The sequence below is a fragment of the Lysinibacillus sp. NPDC097868 genome, assembly GCF_044761135.1.
Taxonomy (GTDB): Bacteria; Bacillota; Bacilli; order Bacillales_A; family Planococcaceae; genus Lysinibacillus.
In genome coordinates, this window is sequence record NZ_JBIWBS010000001.1 from 1,144,469 (window position 1) to 1,161,608 (window position 17,140).

The 17,140-nt window shown below is 36.2% G+C and carries 16 protein-coding genes; 7 read left to right on the forward strand and 9 right to left on the reverse strand.

Features of this window, described 5'->3' with window-relative positions; genetic code table 11:
• Positions 1-69: 69 nt before the first annotated feature.
• From ACIQXJ_RS05470 to ACIQXJ_RS05485, 4 genes are all read left to right on the forward strand, one after another.
• Entirely contained in the window at positions 70-1,059 is a 990-nt protein-coding gene (locus ACIQXJ_RS05470) for a LacI family DNA-binding transcriptional regulator (RefSeq protein ID WP_403050562.1), read from the forward strand.
• 104 nt (positions 1,060-1,163) lie between these two features.
• Positions 1,164-2,585 carry an aldehyde dehydrogenase family protein gene (locus ACIQXJ_RS05475; protein WP_403050565.1) on the forward strand — a complete coding sequence of 474 codons (1,422 nt, stop codon included), beginning with the start codon at positions 1,164-1,166 and terminating at the stop codon, positions 2,583-2,585.
• A gap of 23 nt (positions 2,586-2,608) precedes the next feature.
• Positions 2,609-3,454, forward strand: coding sequence for an AhlS family quorum-quenching N-acyl homoserine lactonase (gene ahlS, locus ACIQXJ_RS05480; RefSeq protein ID WP_403050568.1), 846 nt, complete (start codon positions 2,609-2,611; stop codon positions 3,452-3,454).
• Between the two features lie 17 nt (positions 3,455-3,471).
• Positions 3,472-4,656, forward strand: coding sequence for an iron-containing alcohol dehydrogenase (locus ACIQXJ_RS05485; RefSeq protein ID WP_403050571.1), 1,185 nt, complete (start codon positions 3,472-3,474; stop codon positions 4,654-4,656).
• A gap of 61 nt (positions 4,657-4,717) precedes the next feature.
• Here ACIQXJ_RS05485 and ACIQXJ_RS05490 read toward each other — a convergent pair whose 3' ends face one another.
• From ACIQXJ_RS05490 to ACIQXJ_RS05500, 3 genes are all read right to left on the reverse strand, one after another.
• A complete protein-coding gene (locus ACIQXJ_RS05490) occupies positions 4,718-5,227 on the reverse strand; it encodes a ferritin (RefSeq protein WP_403050574.1) in 510 nt (169 codons plus the stop codon).
• 135 nt (positions 5,228-5,362) lie between these two features.
• Positions 5,363-5,998, reverse strand: coding sequence for a Bax inhibitor-1/YccA family protein (locus ACIQXJ_RS05495; RefSeq protein ID WP_403050577.1), 636 nt, complete (start codon positions 5,996-5,998; stop codon positions 5,363-5,365).
• 205 nt (positions 5,999-6,203) lie between these two features.
• Positions 6,204-6,959, reverse strand: coding sequence for a TerC family protein (locus tag ACIQXJ_RS05500; protein WP_403050580.1), 756 nt, complete (start codon positions 6,957-6,959; stop codon positions 6,204-6,206).
• Between the two features lie 443 nt (positions 6,960-7,402).
• Between ACIQXJ_RS05500 and ACIQXJ_RS05505 the strand changes: the two genes are divergently transcribed.
• Entirely contained in the window at positions 7,403-9,154 is a 1,752-nt protein-coding gene (locus ACIQXJ_RS05505) for an ABC transporter ATP-binding protein (RefSeq protein ID WP_403050582.1), read from the forward strand.
• Between the two features lie 58 nt (positions 9,155-9,212).
• On the opposite strand, the gene ACIQXJ_RS05510 is transcribed toward ACIQXJ_RS05505, so the two are convergent.
• From ACIQXJ_RS05510 to ACIQXJ_RS05535, 6 genes are all read right to left on the reverse strand, one after another.
• A complete protein-coding gene (locus ACIQXJ_RS05510; RefSeq protein ID WP_403050585.1) occupies positions 9,213-10,370 on the reverse strand; it encodes a Ger(x)C family spore germination protein in 1,158 nt (385 codons plus the stop codon).
• Entirely contained in the window at positions 10,363-11,820 is a 1,458-nt protein-coding gene (locus ACIQXJ_RS05515) for a spore germination protein (protein ID WP_403050588.1), read from the reverse strand. The genes ACIQXJ_RS05510 and ACIQXJ_RS05515 overlap by 8 nt, the downstream gene beginning before the upstream one ends.
• Positions 11,820-12,944, reverse strand: a complete 1,125-nt coding sequence (locus tag ACIQXJ_RS05520) for an endospore germination permease (RefSeq protein WP_403050590.1) — start codon at positions 12,942-12,944, stop codon at positions 11,820-11,822. The genes ACIQXJ_RS05515 and ACIQXJ_RS05520 overlap by 1 nt, the downstream gene beginning before the upstream one ends.
• A 108-nt stretch (positions 12,945-13,052) precedes the next feature.
• The gene (gene rsiV / locus ACIQXJ_RS05525; RefSeq protein WP_403050593.1) at positions 13,053-13,943 is read right to left on the reverse strand and encodes an anti-sigma-V factor RsiV; all 891 of its coding nucleotides are present in this window, start codon (positions 13,941-13,943) and stop codon (positions 13,053-13,055) included.
• Positions 13,936-14,454, reverse strand: coding sequence for an RNA polymerase sigma factor SigV (locus ACIQXJ_RS05530; protein WP_403050596.1), 519 nt, complete (start codon positions 14,452-14,454; stop codon positions 13,936-13,938). Before ACIQXJ_RS05530 ends, rsiV begins: the two co-directional genes overlap by 8 nt.
• Before the next feature lie 120 nt (positions 14,455-14,574).
• Positions 14,575-15,342, reverse strand: coding sequence for a TSUP family transporter (locus ACIQXJ_RS05535; RefSeq protein WP_403050599.1), 768 nt, complete (start codon positions 15,340-15,342; stop codon positions 14,575-14,577).
• Between the two features lie 217 nt (positions 15,343-15,559).
• Here ACIQXJ_RS05535 and ACIQXJ_RS05540 point away from each other — a divergent pair, with 217 nt between their 5' ends.
• Together ACIQXJ_RS05540 and ACIQXJ_RS05545 are read left to right on the forward strand one after the other, a co-directional pair.
• Positions 15,560-15,985: a hypothetical protein gene (locus tag ACIQXJ_RS05540; protein ID WP_403050602.1), complete on the forward strand. Its 426-nt coding sequence runs from the start codon at positions 15,560-15,562 to the stop codon at positions 15,983-15,985.
• Positions 15,986-16,060: 75 nt separating this feature from the next.
• Entirely contained in the window at positions 16,061-17,053 is a 993-nt protein-coding gene (locus tag ACIQXJ_RS05545; RefSeq protein ID WP_403050605.1) for an LLM class flavin-dependent oxidoreductase, read from the forward strand.
• The last annotated feature ends 87 nt before the right edge of the window (positions 17,054-17,140 follow it).

The window sequence follows — 17,140 nt, forward strand, 5'->3', positions numbered from 1 at the left end:
ATCATTCCTATTAACAATATCCTTTGGATGTTATAAAATAGGCATACAAAGATGAAGTGGGGGGTTTTTTTGGTTTCTTCTAAAGATGTAGCAAAGTTTGCCGGTGTCTCTCAGACGACTGTTTCAAGAGTGTTAAATACACCTGAATTAGTTAAGCCGAAAACAATAAAAAAAGTGATGGAGGCAATTGAAGAATTAAACTATATTCCAAACGATATTGCAAGATCACTGGTACAACAAAAGACAGGGATTATTACTTTAATATCTGGTCCTTTGCATAATCCTTTTTTTGTCGATACAACAACTGCAATTGTTAATTATGCGAACGCCAGGGGCTATAAAGTAAATGTGCATTTTGGAACGGAAGAAAATTTACATACAATTTATAATTCCGTATTAGAAACGAAAGTTGATGCAATTATTTTATCTTCTATCGGGTATACGGATCCATTATTTTATAAGCTCGAAAAATTGGATATACCCTTTATAATGTTTAATCGTAAGCATAAAGAAAATAAGCATTTTGTAGAAATAAATAATATGGAGGCTGGTTATTTAGCGACTAAACATATGCTTTCTTTAGGGCATAGGGATCTTTGCTGGATTGGTGGACCACATGAAATGAGTACTTTTTTTGGAAGATATAAGGGTTTCAAAAGAGCGTTAGCAGAAGCAGAAATTGACAAAAATATAGTGCCAACATTTTTTACAAATACGAGCAAAGATGATATTAAGCGAGCATTTGAAGAACTTTTGCTACTAAACCCAAGACCGACAGCGATTTGTGCTGCAACAGATGCTATTGCTATTGAAATTCTAAATCAATGTTTAGAGCAAGGATTTGCTATTCCTAACGATTTTAATGTAATTGGTATTGATAATGTAGAGTTAAGTAAACATCATTCAATATCCTTGACTACTGTGGGCATCGAATCGGAAAAAAATCTAGGATTTCTAGCCATTGAAAAATTATTTGATGTGATGGAGAAAAAAAGTGCTTGCATCAAGCAAACTGAATCTGTTAAACTTTTCCCAAGAAACACCACGGGTAAAAAATGAACTGATATTCGTCAGTTTATTTTTTTACTCGATAAATGGTTACGTATTCATTTCTTTATTTTCAGAAATGAATACGTAACCATAATAGGGAGGAGGAGGATGACTTGAAGAAAGAATTATTGATTAACGACGAATGGCGTATGACAGAAGGGTATACAGATGTGTATGCCCCATATTCAAAAGAATTAATTGCTAGTTTCGCTATGGCAACTGAGGTTGATGTGCAAGATGCAATTGAAAGTGCACAAGAAGCAACTTCAAAAATGGCATCTTTAACAGCATTACAGAGAGCACAAATTTTGGAACAATTATCGAATTTATTTGCTGAGCATCGAGATGAGGCTGCTTCGATAATTTCATTAGAATCTGCTAAGCCACTAAAGTATGCAATTGCAGAAATAGACCGAACAATTGAAACCTATAAATTTGCAGCAGAGGAAGCGAAGCGACTTGCAGGAGAGTTAATTCCTATGGACGCTTCAAAAAGTGGAGAAGGACGCTTTGCCTATACATTACGTGAACCAATTGGGGTAATAGCGGCAATTACACCATTTAATTTCCCTCAAAATCTTGTCGCACATAAAGTAGGACCAGCATTAGCAGCAGGAAATACAATTGTTTTAAAACCGGCAACACAAACGGCCTTATCAGCACACTTTCTTGCAAAATTAATAGCCCAAACAGATTTGCCAACAGGTGCTTTTAATTTAGTCACAGGGCAAGGAAAGCTCATCGGAGATACATTTTTAGCACATCCACATGTGAAAATGATTACTTTTACAGGCAGTCCTGCAGTAGGGATTTCACTTCGTAATCGAGCAGGTCTGAAAAAGATAACGTTAGAACTTGGCTCCAATGCGGGCGTGATTGTCGATGAAGGGGTTCAATTAGATAAAATTATGGATCGCATTGTAATGGGAGCGTTTTCAAACCAAGGGCAAGTATGTATTTCACTACAACGAATTTATGTCATGGAAAATGTAATGGATCAATTTTTAGAACAAATAACAGCAAAAATTAATCAACTAACACTAGGGAATCCACTTCATCCAACGACGGATCTTACAACGATGATTTCAGAAACGGAGCAACAGCGTGCCCTCACTTGGATTCAAGAGGCATTGAAGAATGGGGCACAAATAATTACTGGTGGTCGCATTGAAAATAATATTTTATTACCTACAGTGCTTTACAATGTACCTTCTTATAGCCGTGTTTCATGTGAAGAAATTTTTGCTCCAGTAGTTATCGTCAACAAAGTGTCCACAATAGATGAAGCGATCGAAGCAATAAATGATTCTAATTACGGCTTACAAGCGGGCATCTTTACACCTTCTATAGAAACAGCCTTTAAAGCTTCAAAAAAATTGCAAGTGGGTGGTGTCATTATTAATGATGTTCCTACATTTCGTGTAGATCATATGCCGTATGGTGGAATAAAAGAAAGCGGGACAGGAAGAGAAGGAATTAAATATGCAATAGAAGAAATGACCGAGATGAAACTAGTTATTTGGAATAACAACTAATCATGAAATGGGGATGTTTGTAAATGAAGATGATAAATCAACACGCTAAGCTTTTTGTTATGGATAATGGCACGATGCGGATGGATAAAAATTATATGATTGCAATGCATAACCCGGCAACAATCAATCATCCAAATCAACCGAATGAATTTGTTGAATTTCCTGTTTATACAGTTTTAATTGATCATCCAGAAGGAAAAATTTTATTTGATACAGCATGTAATCCAAACTCAATGGGACCTGAAGGACGCTGGGGTGAATTTACACAAAAAGCATTTCCTATTAATATGCCAGAAGAGTGCTATTTACACCATCGCTTAGAAGAATTAAATGTTCGCCCAGAAGATATTAAGTATGTTGTTGCTTCACATCTTCATTTAGATCATGCAGGTTGTTTAGAACTTTTTACGAATGCAACGATTATTGTGCAGGAAGATGAATTTAATGGCACATTACAAACATATGCGAGAAATGTTAAGGATGGTGCTTATGTTTGGGGTGATATTGATATGTGGATTAAAAACAACTTACAGTGGCGATTAATCAAACGTGGTGAAGATAATGTGAAACTTGCCGAAGGCATTAATATATTGAATTTTGGTAGTGGCCATGCTTGGGGTATGCTTGGCTTGCATATTAATATGCCGGAAACTGGAGGAATAATTTTAGCGTCAGATGCCATTTACACAGCTGAAAGTTTTGGACCTCCTGTTATGCCTCCTGGTATTATTTATGATTCGGTCGGCTATAATTCAACAGTTGAACGAATTCGACGCTTAGCAAATGAAACGAATTCACAAGTTTGGTTTGGTCATGATCCTGTGCAATTTAAATCATTTAGAAAATCCACAGAAGGCTATTATGAATAGATAGGAGTAGATTGAAAATGAATAAATTAACCTTTACTCCTACAAGTTATACAGGTTGGGGTTGTCTGCAACAGCTTTGTGTAGAAGTAAAAAAATTTCAAGCAAATCATATATTAATAGTAACGGACCCATTTTTACAAGACTTAGGTTTAGTGGATCAAGTTAAAAAGCCATTGCATGACAATGGATATAAGACGACAATTTATACTGACATTGCTCCTGAGCCACCTCTTGCAATTGGTGAAAAACTAGTAGACTATACACGAAAGCATCAATTTGATTTAGTTATTGGATTAGGTGGGGGAAGTGCATTAGATTTAGCTAAGCTAGCTGCTGTATTAGCTACTCATGATGGTCAGGTGGCTGACTATTTAAATTTAACAGGCACGAAAACACTAGAAAATAAAGGACTTCCGAAAATATTAATTCCGACAACATCGGGTACAGGCTCAGAGGTTACAAATATTTCTGTTTTATCGTTAGAAACGACTAAGGATGTCGTGACACATGATTATTTACTGGCTGATGTAGCCATTGTAGATCCAGAATTAACAATTTCTTTGCCTTCAAAAGTAACTGCCGCTACGGGCGTAGACGCTTTAACACATGCAATTGAAGCATATGTTTCTATCAATGCAAATGAAGTGACAGATGGTCTTGCACTGCAAGCGATTAGATTGATCAGTAACTCAATTCGTACAGCGGTACAAGATGGTAACAACAAGCAAGCACGCTCAGATATGAGTTATGGCAGTTACTTAGCAGGCTTGGCATTTTTTAATGCAGGTGTAGCAGGGGTACATGCTTTAGCTTATCCGCTTGGTGGACAGTACCATATTGCACATGGAGATTCAAATGCTGTACTATTGCCATACGTAATGGGCTATATTCGCCATAGTTGTGAAAAACGCATGAAAGATATATTAGATGCAATGGGTCTTTCCTCTATGTATTTAACGCAAGAAGCTGCTTCCTATAAGTGTGTTGATGCATTGCAACAAATAGTACACGATGTAAATATTCCTTCGACTTTGAAAGGTTTTAACATACCAGAATCTGCACTTGAACAATTAACTGATGATGCAACAAAGCAAACAAGAATTTTAGCCCGTAGTCCGATGCCGTTAAATCGAGATGATATTTTTGCTATTTATCGCGCTGCATTTGATGGCGAAATTCGTGAGCCAAACCGACCGTTGTAGGAAAAACATTTGAAAAATGAAAAGGGCTGTATCAAATACTATTTGATACAGCCCTTTTTTATTAAGCTTCGGCATCCGGCGTGAAAGAGCGATTTGCTAATTCTGCATCTAGCATAAAGATAGCATTCGAATCATTTTCAATCCGTTCAATTTTACGTATTAACGTATCGAATGTTGATTCTTCCTCGACTTGTTCATCGATAAACCATTTTAAAAATGCCATTGTTGCGTGCTCACGTTCATCTAATGCAATATCAGATAAGTTGTAAATACGACGAGTTACTTCTTTTTCATGAGACATAGCCGTTTTAAAGGCATGCAAAATAGAGTCGAAATGATTTTCAGGACTGTCAAATCCGTGTATTGATGCACGATAGCCCATATCACTTAAGAAATTATAAAATTTCATTGCATGAAAACGTTCTTCTTCAGCTTGCACTAAAAAGAAATTCGCAAAGCCATCGTAATCTTGGTCTGTGCAAAATGCTGCCATCGCCATATAAGCATGAGCGGAGTAAAATTCAAAATTCATTTGTTCGTTTAGCGCTGTGTGTAGTTTTTCAGATAACATAAATGTTCCTCCCTTTGCAGTAAATACCTACTACTTCTCATAGTATATAGCGAAAGAGGGTCATCATACAGAAAAATATTTTTTTCGTCATAAATGGTGCAAAAATAAATTGATATTCGTTCTCAATTAGAAAATTTAGTCAAATACATTTTTAAATCGCCAAATCACTTCTAATAGATTCGTAAATAGATTAATGAAATCTAAATATAGATTTAATGCAATCCCAATGACTTCCTCGTCGGCCACATGATTATGTCGAATGCGGTTAAAATCATACACTGTGAAGAGACTAAACAGTAAGACAGAAACTGCGGCAATAATAAGCCCAATAATATTACTTACTGGAATAAATATAAAAAGAAGCGAAAACACAAGCACGACGATGAGCACAGTGAATAAATAGCTTCCCCAATTTGAAATATCTTTATTCATCATCATACCTACAAGTGCCAGTATGACAAAAATGATAACGGTTGCTCCGAAAACAAATAAAACTAATTGCGGTCCGAGCTGATCAATAAAAAATTGTGTTGTCCAAAATAGTAAAATACCCATTAAAAAGGGGATTGCATACATAATAGAGTTGGCTAGTTTTAAGCTACGAACAAAGCAGGCAATGATTAGGAGAATAATACAAAGAATCGAAAGTGGCATTATAACTGTCGATGGTAATAAAGTGGCGATAAATATTCCTATCGCGGTCAGTACCCACATAAAGGTAAAGTGTTTTAAAATTTTGTTTAAGTTTTGATTACGGTTAGCGTAAGCCATGTAAAAATTCCTTTCTTTTTAGCTTTCTTAGTCCAATACCCGATTATACAATAGCAATCACTGATAGAGTAGGGGAATCACCATTAAACCAAGTGAAATCGCCACTATACTAGGAGAAACTGACACTGAATCGGAGTTATTCGCCATTAGCTATTATAAAAAATTCGCCAAGACATTATGTCTAGGCGAATTTTATTAAAATCGATTATGCTTTCTTTTGGTTTTTTACACCTACTAAGTAGCCACCTAGAGCAATTGCAACTAATACAATCCAGAATGTAGCTTTCCAAAGTGTTGAGTGTGGGAAATCATGCGGAATAACCCCTAATTTTTCATGTGCTAAAGTTAAGACAGCCAACTTTACACCAACCCAACCAACGATAAGGAACGCAGCCGTTTCAAGTGACGGGAATTTTTCGAGTACACGTACGAACCAGCGTGCTGCAAATCGCATCATTATGACCCCAATAATACCACCAAGGAACATAACACCAAATTGACCTACGTTAATGCCACCAACATCGAAATTCCCTAAATGCGGTAATGTAACTGCGATCGCAACTGCTGCTAAAATGGAATCTACTGCAAAGGCGATGTCTGCAAGCTCAACTTTAACAACTGTCATCCAGAAACCCGATTGTTTTTTAGGTTCTTTAATTTCATCTGAGTCCCCCGAAGCTTTCCGTGAATCGTAAATATGCTTTATCGACATGAATAGCAAGTAAGCAGCGCCTAAAGCTTGAATTTGCCAAAAATTCACGAGAGTAGTAATTAAGAATAAAGCGGCAAAACGGAAAATGAATGCACCTACTAATCCGTATAATAATGCTTTTTGTTGTTGAGCTTTTGGTAAATGTTTAACCATAACGGCCATAACGACTGCATTGTCCGCTGCTAAAAGTCCTTCTAGTACAATTAATACAACTAATACCCATGCGTATTCTAATAAAATGGCTTCCAAATGTGTTTCCTCCTTTATTTTGGACAGAAATGAATATGATGCTCTTTCCTATTTTTAATTTTAGGCAAAAGAAAAAGACCCATGCCTAAAAAATAGGCAAAGGTCTTGCTAAGCACAACTATTTGGAAGCTCCAAATAATAATTTGTACCGAAAGTTATCGGTACAGCACTCATCTATTAGATGAGCTTGCTATCACACCCGATGGCGGCTGCCATGTAATGACGAATGTGAAATCAGATGTATCGCTCACATCTGCTAGCTACTCCCCTTTGACAAAAATGTCAAAAGCTATTCAATTCTTCTTACAAAGATTATAGCATGTAGTGAACTAAATGCAAATCAAAAGTAATCTTATATTTAAAAATTATTTTCAAAATTATTATCGCAAGTGTTACTATTGGTGATAAGTGAAATTTTTTAGCAACTTAGAAGGGAGTCATATATGTATAAAAAGTTTTTTTCATACTACAAACCACATAAACGATTATTCGTTGTGGATTTTTCTAGCGCGATTGTTGTAGCACTACTAGAGCTCGCCTTTCCATTAGCTGTTCAATGGTTCATTGACAAACTACTGCCTACAGGGGAGTGGGGTACGATTGTCAAAGTAAGTATTTTACTATTGCTAGTATACGCACTTAGCACCATACTAAACTTTATTGTCAATTATTTAGGGCATAAACTTGGTATAAATATTGAAACCGATATGCGACAAGAACTGTTTAATCATGTCCAGCGACAATCATTCCGTTTCTTTGATAATACAAAAACTGGTCATATTATGAGCAGAATTACGAATGATTTATTTGATATTGGTGAATTTGCCCATCACGGGCCAGAAGATTTATTCATTGCCATTATGACATTTTTGGGTGCTTTCATCATAATGTTTAATGTTAATCCAACACTTGCCTTAATTGCAGCGATTATGGTGCCGTTTTTAATGTGGCTTGTGACAGTTAGTAACATAAAGATGAACAATGCATGGAAAACGTTGTACGTTAAAATTGCAGATGTAAACGGTCGTGTAGAGGATAGTGTTTCTGGGGTTCGTGTTGTGAAATCTTTTACAAATGAAGCGTATGAAATGGAACGTTTTAAAGAGCAAAATGGTTTTTTCCGTTCGGCAAAATTATACGCCTATAAGATTATGGCAGGGGCGCATTCAAGTATTTATATGATGACTCGTTTGTTAACATTGGTTGTCCTTGTAGTGGGTGCTTGGTTAAGCTTTAATGGGAAATTATCGTATGGAGGGCTTGTAAGCTTTGTATTATATACAAATGTTCTTATTAAACCAATCGATAAAATTAGTGCATTGTTAGAACTATATCCGAAAGGGATGGCAGGCTTTAAGCGTTTCCGTGAGTTGATAGAGCAGGTGCCAGAAATTCAGGATCGTGAGGGAGCAAAGCAAGTAACACATTTATGTGGAGACATCTCGTTTAAAGATGTTGATTTTAATTATGATACGTCAAAAGCTGTTTTACAAAGTATTACATTTGATGTGCAAGCAGGACAAACCATTGCCTTTGTTGGCCCATCAGGAGCTGGTAAAACGACAATTTGTTCTTTAATTCCAAGGTTTTATGATGTCACTAAAGGGGCAATTACAATTGATGGCTTGGATGTACGTAATATGACACAAGCCTCTCTACGAGCACAAATTGGTATTGTACAACAAGATGTCTTTTTATTTACAGGGACAATTCGAGAAAATATTGCCTATGGGCGTTTAGATGCAAGTGATGAAGACGTTGAAGAAGCAGCTAAAAGGGCGCATTTAGAATCGTTTATTGCAGAGCTTCCAGAAGGTTATGAGACACAGATTGGTGAACGTGGCTTAAAGCTATCTGGTGGGCAAAAGCAACGTATTGCCATTGCACGTATGTTCTTGAAAAATCCGCCGATTTTAATTTTGGATGAGGCAACTTCTGCGCTAGATACAGAAACGGAAATGATTATTCAACAATCGTTAGCTGAACTTGCTGAAAATCGAACAACACTCATCATTGCGCATCGACTAGCGACAATCCGTAATGCGGATCGGGTACTTGTTGTCACACAAAATGGTATTGAAGAGGATGGAACGTATGCGGAACTAGTGGCACAAGACGGTATTTTCGCAAAATTACATCATATTCAATTTCGTAAAACAGAAAATGAAAAAGTAATGCAACAGTTTGAATGTTAAACATATTCAAAAGGCATCGAGTAAATCAATACTCGATGCCTTTGTTTTAGTTTACTTGCTATTCTGTAATTGTTTCAATAAAAGATTCCCTACCAGGATTTACTTTGACTACTGTTATTTTTATTTTGCGAATAGAATCTTCCGTTAAGTCGATTTTACCGTTATTCTCTAATTTTTTCCATGTCTTAACGTCTTTGCGATATAGCTGTTCAGATAAACGGTAAATATCTGTATTCAATGCTAAAGATTCCTTAAATGTTTCCCTTACTTCTTTTTCTACCTGTTTTTTGACCAATTGACGAATTTCATCGGTCGTAATTTCTTCTGTAATACCAAGAACGTTTGCTTCCATTTTTATTTCGATATCAAATCGTACGTTTTCGTTTTTTACGACTGGAGAAATAAGAACTTTTATATGATCTAATGTAACGGTTACGAATTGTTTATGCTCTCCAATTTGCCCGGTTATTTCACTGCGAATTGTTTCATTAGTCATCCATTTAATACCATTTGCATTTTCTTGGGTGAGAAATCCTTTTAATCCTTCTTTAGATAGTAGTGTAATACCTTTTATTTCCACTGATTCGGACTGTCCTTTGGAAGATACCCATCCTTTATCAATTGATACTAATGGAAGATAAACTTCATGACTTGGCTCATTTAGACCAATCACTAATTTTCGTAGGTTAATTGGTGCGACAAAAGATTCTTGTTTAAAAGAATTTAACGGATCTCCGAGTTTAGATAATGTAAGAGCTTTATTATTTATCGGTGTAACTATAAGTAAATCATCGAGTGGCTCTTTTGTGCCATAAACCCAAATTTGATATCGTGTTTCACGATAACGAGTTAAGAAATCGAGCACTTGATTTACCTTGTTGCTCTTCATTACCTCTTCTGAAAGTATAATATAGGTGATATGTCCCCAAAACGCTTTTTGGTCAATGGAATGATATAAATCGAAAAGAGAATCTTCAATTGTTTTACCTTTTGCATGTCCAATTTCTGCCTGTTGAGCTTGCGGATTATTTGGCTGTTCGGATTTGGCTATATTGGCAAAATCAATAATTTGCATGTAAGTTTCATAATTGCCATCTTTAAAATCTATCCCAAGCGCATGGACATAGTACATTCTTTGCGGTTCAGTGACATCCCAACACCCTGATAACAGTGTAGTGAATACTAACAACAATATACTGAGTATTTTTTTATTCATTTTTATCCTCACTCGTACGGGTTTGATCTTGTGGTGCGATATAGTTTGGACGCTTAGTATAACCTTTTGGTGATAAGCGTAATAGTGTTTTTTTTATGGTTGACCAATCTAAATCTGCCCCAATTTGCATATAAGAGTTACCAAATATTCTAATATTACATAAGTAAAGAAGGGTTACGTATAGTGAAATAAAGAAGCCGAATAAACCAAAAAAGCCGCTTAATAAAATGAAGCCAACCCGGAAAATACTGATTGTCGTAACGAGTGATTGATTAACGAGTGTAAAGGATGCAATGGTAGAAACGGCAATAATCACGATCATTTCCGGACTTGTAACACCTGCACGTATTGCTGCATCACCAATAATTAAACCACCAACGACACTTATCGTTCCACCGATTACAGATGGTAGACGTAAGCCTGCTTCTCTAAACAGCTCAAACATTAATAGCATCAATAGCATTTCAAGCGAAGAGGGGAAGGGGAGGCCGGTTCGACCTTGGACAACAGTTGCCAAAAGCAATAAAGGTAATTGATTTTGATGATAGGTTGTTAAAGCAAGCCAAAAAGCAGGTAACAGTAGGCCGATAAAAATACCTGATATACGTAATAAACGTTCAAGTGAACTAAAAACAATCGGGTATTCATTATCTTCCCCTGACTTTAACAATAAAAATAAATTAACAGGTGTAATGACAGCATAAGCAACACCATCTACAAAAATTAAAAAGCGTCCTCGTACCAATGCTTGAATTGCGAAATCAGGCCGTCCTGTGTAATCGGTCTTAGGGAAAAACCTAGTATTTTTGTTTACACGCTCCATTAGTAAATCACCGCTAAATACAATATCTGTATCGACTGATTGTAATTGTACTTTTATGCTATTTAAAATTTCCAAGTTCGCAATGTCGCCAAAATAAAGTATAGCAACGGTTGTCTTCGAGCGTTTCCCAAGCTCCATTTTTTCTACACATAAGGAATTCGTAGGCAATCGTTTTCGTATTAATGCAATATTGACTGATATATCTTCAATAAAATTATCTCTAGGTCCTTTAACGAGTACTTCCATCCTAGTTTCTTCAGGATTACGATTAGGCTTTCTAGCAATATTGCTGGCATAAAGCAGTTCATCTGTTTCAAAAAAAAGAAGTAAATGGCCATTATAAATGAGTGTAATGGCTTCTGACTTGTCTGTTACTTGTTGTAGGCCAGGGATGTGTAACTGTTTATTGATAGCATCGTGTAATGATGCGTCCTTTAAATTATCAAAAAGAGCTTGAACACGCATGACAATGACGTCATTGAGAAGTTGTTGATCGGTCATCGCCTCACAGATGACAAATTGTACTTTATGTTGCTGGAATGCATATTCTTGAAAATGAACATCAGCAGACTTTTCAAATAACTGCTTTAAGGTTGATAAATCTAAGGGCTTTTCTGTTGAGGGCATCAAGTGTCACCACTTTCCGTGTCTTGGGTATCGGCTTTAGATTTTTTTCCTTTTTTTCCGGACATGAAAGCTACAATCATTAAAAATATGGATAGTAAGAAAAAGAAAATAAATGTACCTGCTAACATATAATTTCCTTTAAGTTGTAGAAATATGTGTTCATTTAATAACATTAGTGGTAGACATATAAAAAAGAATGGAAGTGCAACCATTTTCCAAATACGTCGGTGATCTCCTGCCATGCCTAATAAATCTGTTACGATATATAAAATAAATCCGACTCGAATAAATGTGCCAGTCAACCATTGATAAATTGAAAGAAAGTCTAGATGCTCCACATAGCGCCCTATTGTTACTAAGCCCCATTCTTCGTAAGCGGGATAGCGTTGTTTTGAGGCCTCTGCTGGTCCAAACTCTGTAATGGCACCAACGAGGGGACCCATTGTTAGCCCTGCTAAAATAAGGAGTATAATGGCGAAGTGATACCAACGCATTCGATCTTTAATTTGGTGTTGTATGAGTAAAAATAATATTAATTCCGAAAATCCTGAGGCGGGGAAGACGAGCCCCTGTAAAACTGGCGTAAATCCATGTTCAAAAAAAGGACGTAGTAAGTCATAGTCCTTAACTTGTAAGTTTGTAAAGGCAACAAAAAATCCAAAAACGACTACAGCTAATAAAACGAATACATTGACGATGACGATCGTTTGTAAACTAGTCGTAACAAGTAGAATACAAAGAACGACGTATATAGCAAGCAAGATTAACCTTGGTGTTCTAGGTAAAAAAGTAGTATTAACCCACTGTAAGGTTTCAATCATTGTAAAGGCCGCAATAATGATAAGATAAATTGCAATAATATAGATTACAATATTAGAACCGATTTTTCCGATTTTTTGTGGCAGCCAATCTTTTAAAGGCTCTTGATTTGATTTTCTATGAATATAAACTAAAAGAAAGAGCCAAGGAAACATTAAAATTGATGTTAAGATTACAGATAGCCAGCTATCTCTTTCTGTAGTTTCCAATAACGGAGGCATAATTGTAACGTGATTTTTTAAGCCAATAACAGTCATTGCTAGGAAGACAACATGTAAAATACTAATTGATCCTACACCTTTCATTTGAAAACCCTCTAACATGTTTTGATACAAGTTAGCTTTGACAAAAAGTAGAAAGATTATAAGTCATAAAAAAGCACTATCTCACGTTAAATGAGATAGTGCCAGCGATTAATGAATATATTTATTACTTACAAGACTATTTTGAAGAACGTCTGTTGGAATTTCAAATTCCACAACACCCATATAGCCAGGTGCCACTTCATATTTATCGAATGAAATCACGAGTTTTCCTTTTTCAGAAATGTAGAATTGTTGTTCCTTATTGATAGTAGTAAACACATCCATTAGATCTTCATCAGGCAAGCCCGCTCCTTTAACCCAATAAACTTTATCTTCGTTTGTTGCCGCAATTTGTTCACGCATTTGTTCTTTAATATTCTCACTAATGGCATGAATATAGCTGTCATCTTTAAATAGACTTGGCAGCGTAATTAAAATTTCGTTTTGTTTATCAATCGTATCATAATGCATAACGGTTGATGACGATCCAACTGTATTGACAATATAACGTCCAATCGATAAAATCTGGTCGTTATCCGTTTTAATGTCATAGCCGCTATCTATTCCATAGTGACCACCGCCATTTGCTTTCAAATCGCCAACTTCTGCTATAAAGTCATCATAAAGTGCTTTTCCTTCTGAACGATATTTTTCATTTAAAGCATTTGCAAGATCTGTATTTTCTAAATGCTCAATAGAAGGTACTTTGATAGTGGCGTCATATGTGTCTTCAGCTACTTCATATTCTGTCCATGTCAGTACTTTTATGACACTCCCTACAACAGGGATATCGGACAATGTACGTGCCATTGCAGGGCTGATATTTAAACTAGCTGTAAATAGCATAGCAGCTGCCGCTGTTCCAAGTAACCATTGCGGTCCTCGATTTTTTTTCTTCCTTTTCCCTTGTCTTAATGCACTTTCAACTACAAAGTCAAGCTCCTTTGGTATTGGAACGTCATTATATTGTTTTTTTAACTCTTCTAATTTTTTATCCATGTGCTGTTTCTCCCTTCACATCTTGGAGTTGTATTTTTAACAGTTTTAAAGCTTTATATAGGCGTGATTTAGCTGTGCTTAGCTTTATGTCCAGTATATTGGCAACATCAGCTAGCTTTAAATCTTCGAAATAATGTAAAATCACGACTTCACGGTACATTTGAGGTAATTCCTCTAAAGCATGCTCTAAATCGATGTTCTCGTAAATATCTTCTTGAGCAGGCGTTAAATATTGTAAAGTGTTATCGTCCGTCACTTGTAAGCGATTATGCTTGCGCAAAAAATCAATTGATGTCCTTACAACAATTTTGTAAAACCAGCTTTTCATGTAATCCACATGCTCTAATCGATCGAGAGAAAGCATCGCTTTTTGAATACTGTCTTGTACTATATCAAGTGCATCCTGCTCATTTTTCGTATAGCTATAGGCAAGCAAATAAAATCGTTCTTTCTGTTCACGAATTAACTGGACAAACACCTCTTCATGTTGAAATGCATTTCTTGTTTTCATGTCCAAAGAAGCTCCTTTTTAACATTTTCAAATTTGTATACAACTACTAGACGTATGAAAGTGGGGAAAAAGTTGAAGCAATGAAAAAAAACTTACCTCATACAAGAGGTAAGAATGGTTTCACGAAAAATAGTCGTATGTATTTTTCATAAGTAATAGGATGGTTACAACAATAAATAGTTTACGCACGTAACTACTCCCGCGTTTAATGGCAAATTTTGATCCGACTATCGCACCAGCAATTTGAGCAAGTCCCATAGCGAAGCCGTAAGTATAATGAATCTGACCTAAGTATATAAACATAAGAAGCGCTGCTATATTGCTTCCGAAGTTTAAAAACTTGGCATTGCCGGCTGATTTTAAAAAGTCAAAGCCAACGATTAAAAAGGCAAACAGAAAGAATGACCCTGTACCTGGGCCTAAGAAACCATCATAGAAGCCAATTAAAGTAATAATAAGGACGAAAAAAGCATATCGTTTAGGTGTTAGCTTTTTATATGTGGAAATACTACCCCAGTCTTTTTTGAAAATTGTATAAACGGCTACAATGGCTAGCATGATTAACATTAAAGGCTTTAAAACACTTGGATCAATTAAATGGACAATCCATGCGCCAACCATGGAGCCGAAAAAAACAAAAGGAAACAGCTTATAGACGGATTTAATATCTAGCTTCCCAGAGCGGTAAAACGTAATGGTACTAGTTAAAGATCCCATTGTACCAGCTAGTTTATTTGTTGCGACAGCTGCGGAAGGTGGTAATCCAACAAATAGGAGAGCAGGCAATGAAATGAGCCCACCACCACCAACTACAGAGTCGATAAATGCGGCCAAAAAGCCAAAAATAATAAGAATTACTAATATATTTGGGTCTAAATCGAAAGGCACTAACGTCATCTCTTTTCTATAATAATAATCTGATATTAGCGGAACACGGAGTGACTGTAAATAGCCTGTATTTATTTTTAGTTGCCCACGTTTAGTATGCATCATTTGTTGCGGAAATATAAAAATCTACAAAATACAAAAATATTCTACTTTATGTAATTATTTTAATGTATTATGAAGGAAATGGTGTTTTTGCGTAAAGGGGACGTGATGACATTTGTCTTTAGGAAATCATTTTCGAGTGTTTGTTTGTGTTGTGTTTATGGGTGTGCTCGTAGGCTATGTTTTTAATGCGAAAAAAGATATTACGGATAATGTATATATCGATACAGTAAAGGAAGGATATTTGATTGATTTTGCTGACGTGAAAGTACGTGATGCCTTTAATTATGCTTTTACAGAGCCTTATTGGCGTTATTATAAGGCGAAAACTGGTCAACATGTCGTGGAACTTTCAGGGGATATTCTATTTTCAGATGAAAAAGGACATGCCATATTGCAATTCATAGTGAATGAGGAAGCTACTGAATTTAAGCTTTTTGCAATGAAGTTTAACGATGTTGTCCTTGATTCAGAACAAAAAGGAACGCTTGTTGGTATTGTTTATGAAACTTGGGAAATGAAACAGCTCGCATATCAGTAAGTCCTTTTACTTTGTAAAAAGGGATGACTATATTACAGTAGAAAGGAGAGCATACAGACAGAGAGGGTGTTTTCATTGAAATTAAGTATTTTAGATCAAATTCCTGTACCGAAAGGTCATACTGCTGAACAGGCCTTTGTGCGTACAGAACAATTAGCGCTTTTAGGGGAAGAACTTGGCTTCAATCGCATGTGGTTAGCAGAGCATCATAATAGCGAATCACTAGCAAGCTCAGCACCTGAAATTACAGCAGCCTTTTTAGCGGCGAAAACAAAACGTATGCGAATTGGCACAGGGGGCGTCATGATGATGCATTATTCTCCCTACAAGCTGGCAGAAGTATTTAAAACATTAAGTGCACTAGCACCGAATCGCATTGACTTTGGTGTTGGCCGTGCTCCTGGTGGAGATCATGCATCAATCTATGCACTAGCAGAGGGACGCAGACAACATTTTAATGAACAATATGATAAGCTCGATACCATTTTAAAATTGATGAATAATCAAAAAACGGGCGAGTCTGTCTATGATCAAGTTATTGCTTCCCCTACTAACATACAATTACCGGAAGCGTGGTTGCTCGGCTCAAGTGGTCAAAGTGCCATGCAGGCAGGGCAACGTGGTGTAGGTTATTCGTATGCACAGTTCTTTACTGGCAATATGTCGAAGGATATTTTTGATACGTATAGATCTTACTTTACACCTTCTTATTATATGGAAAAACCGCAAATTATCGTTACCTATGCAGCAACGGTTGCTGATACGTTAGAGGAAGCGGAATACTTAGCTAAGCCAATCGATATTACGCGCCTTCAGCTCATGAAGGGGCAAATTATTCAGGCGATGTCACCAGAAGAGGCGAAGGATTATCCATTAACAGAGATGGATAAAATGATGATTGCCAACAACCGCAAAGCAAATATTGTAGGCACACCAAAGGAAGTCGCTGCATTTTTAGTAGCAGAACAGGAACAATATGGCTTTGATGAAGTGATGCTAAACTGCAATCAATATGCGCAGGAAAGTCGCTTGAATTGCTATAAACTATTGGCAAATGAATTGATTTAACAAATATCTATATTAAGTAATAAACAGAGGCAACAGAGAAAAAGTGTTAGATTGACTATCAATCTAACACTTTTTTTCTGTTATCAT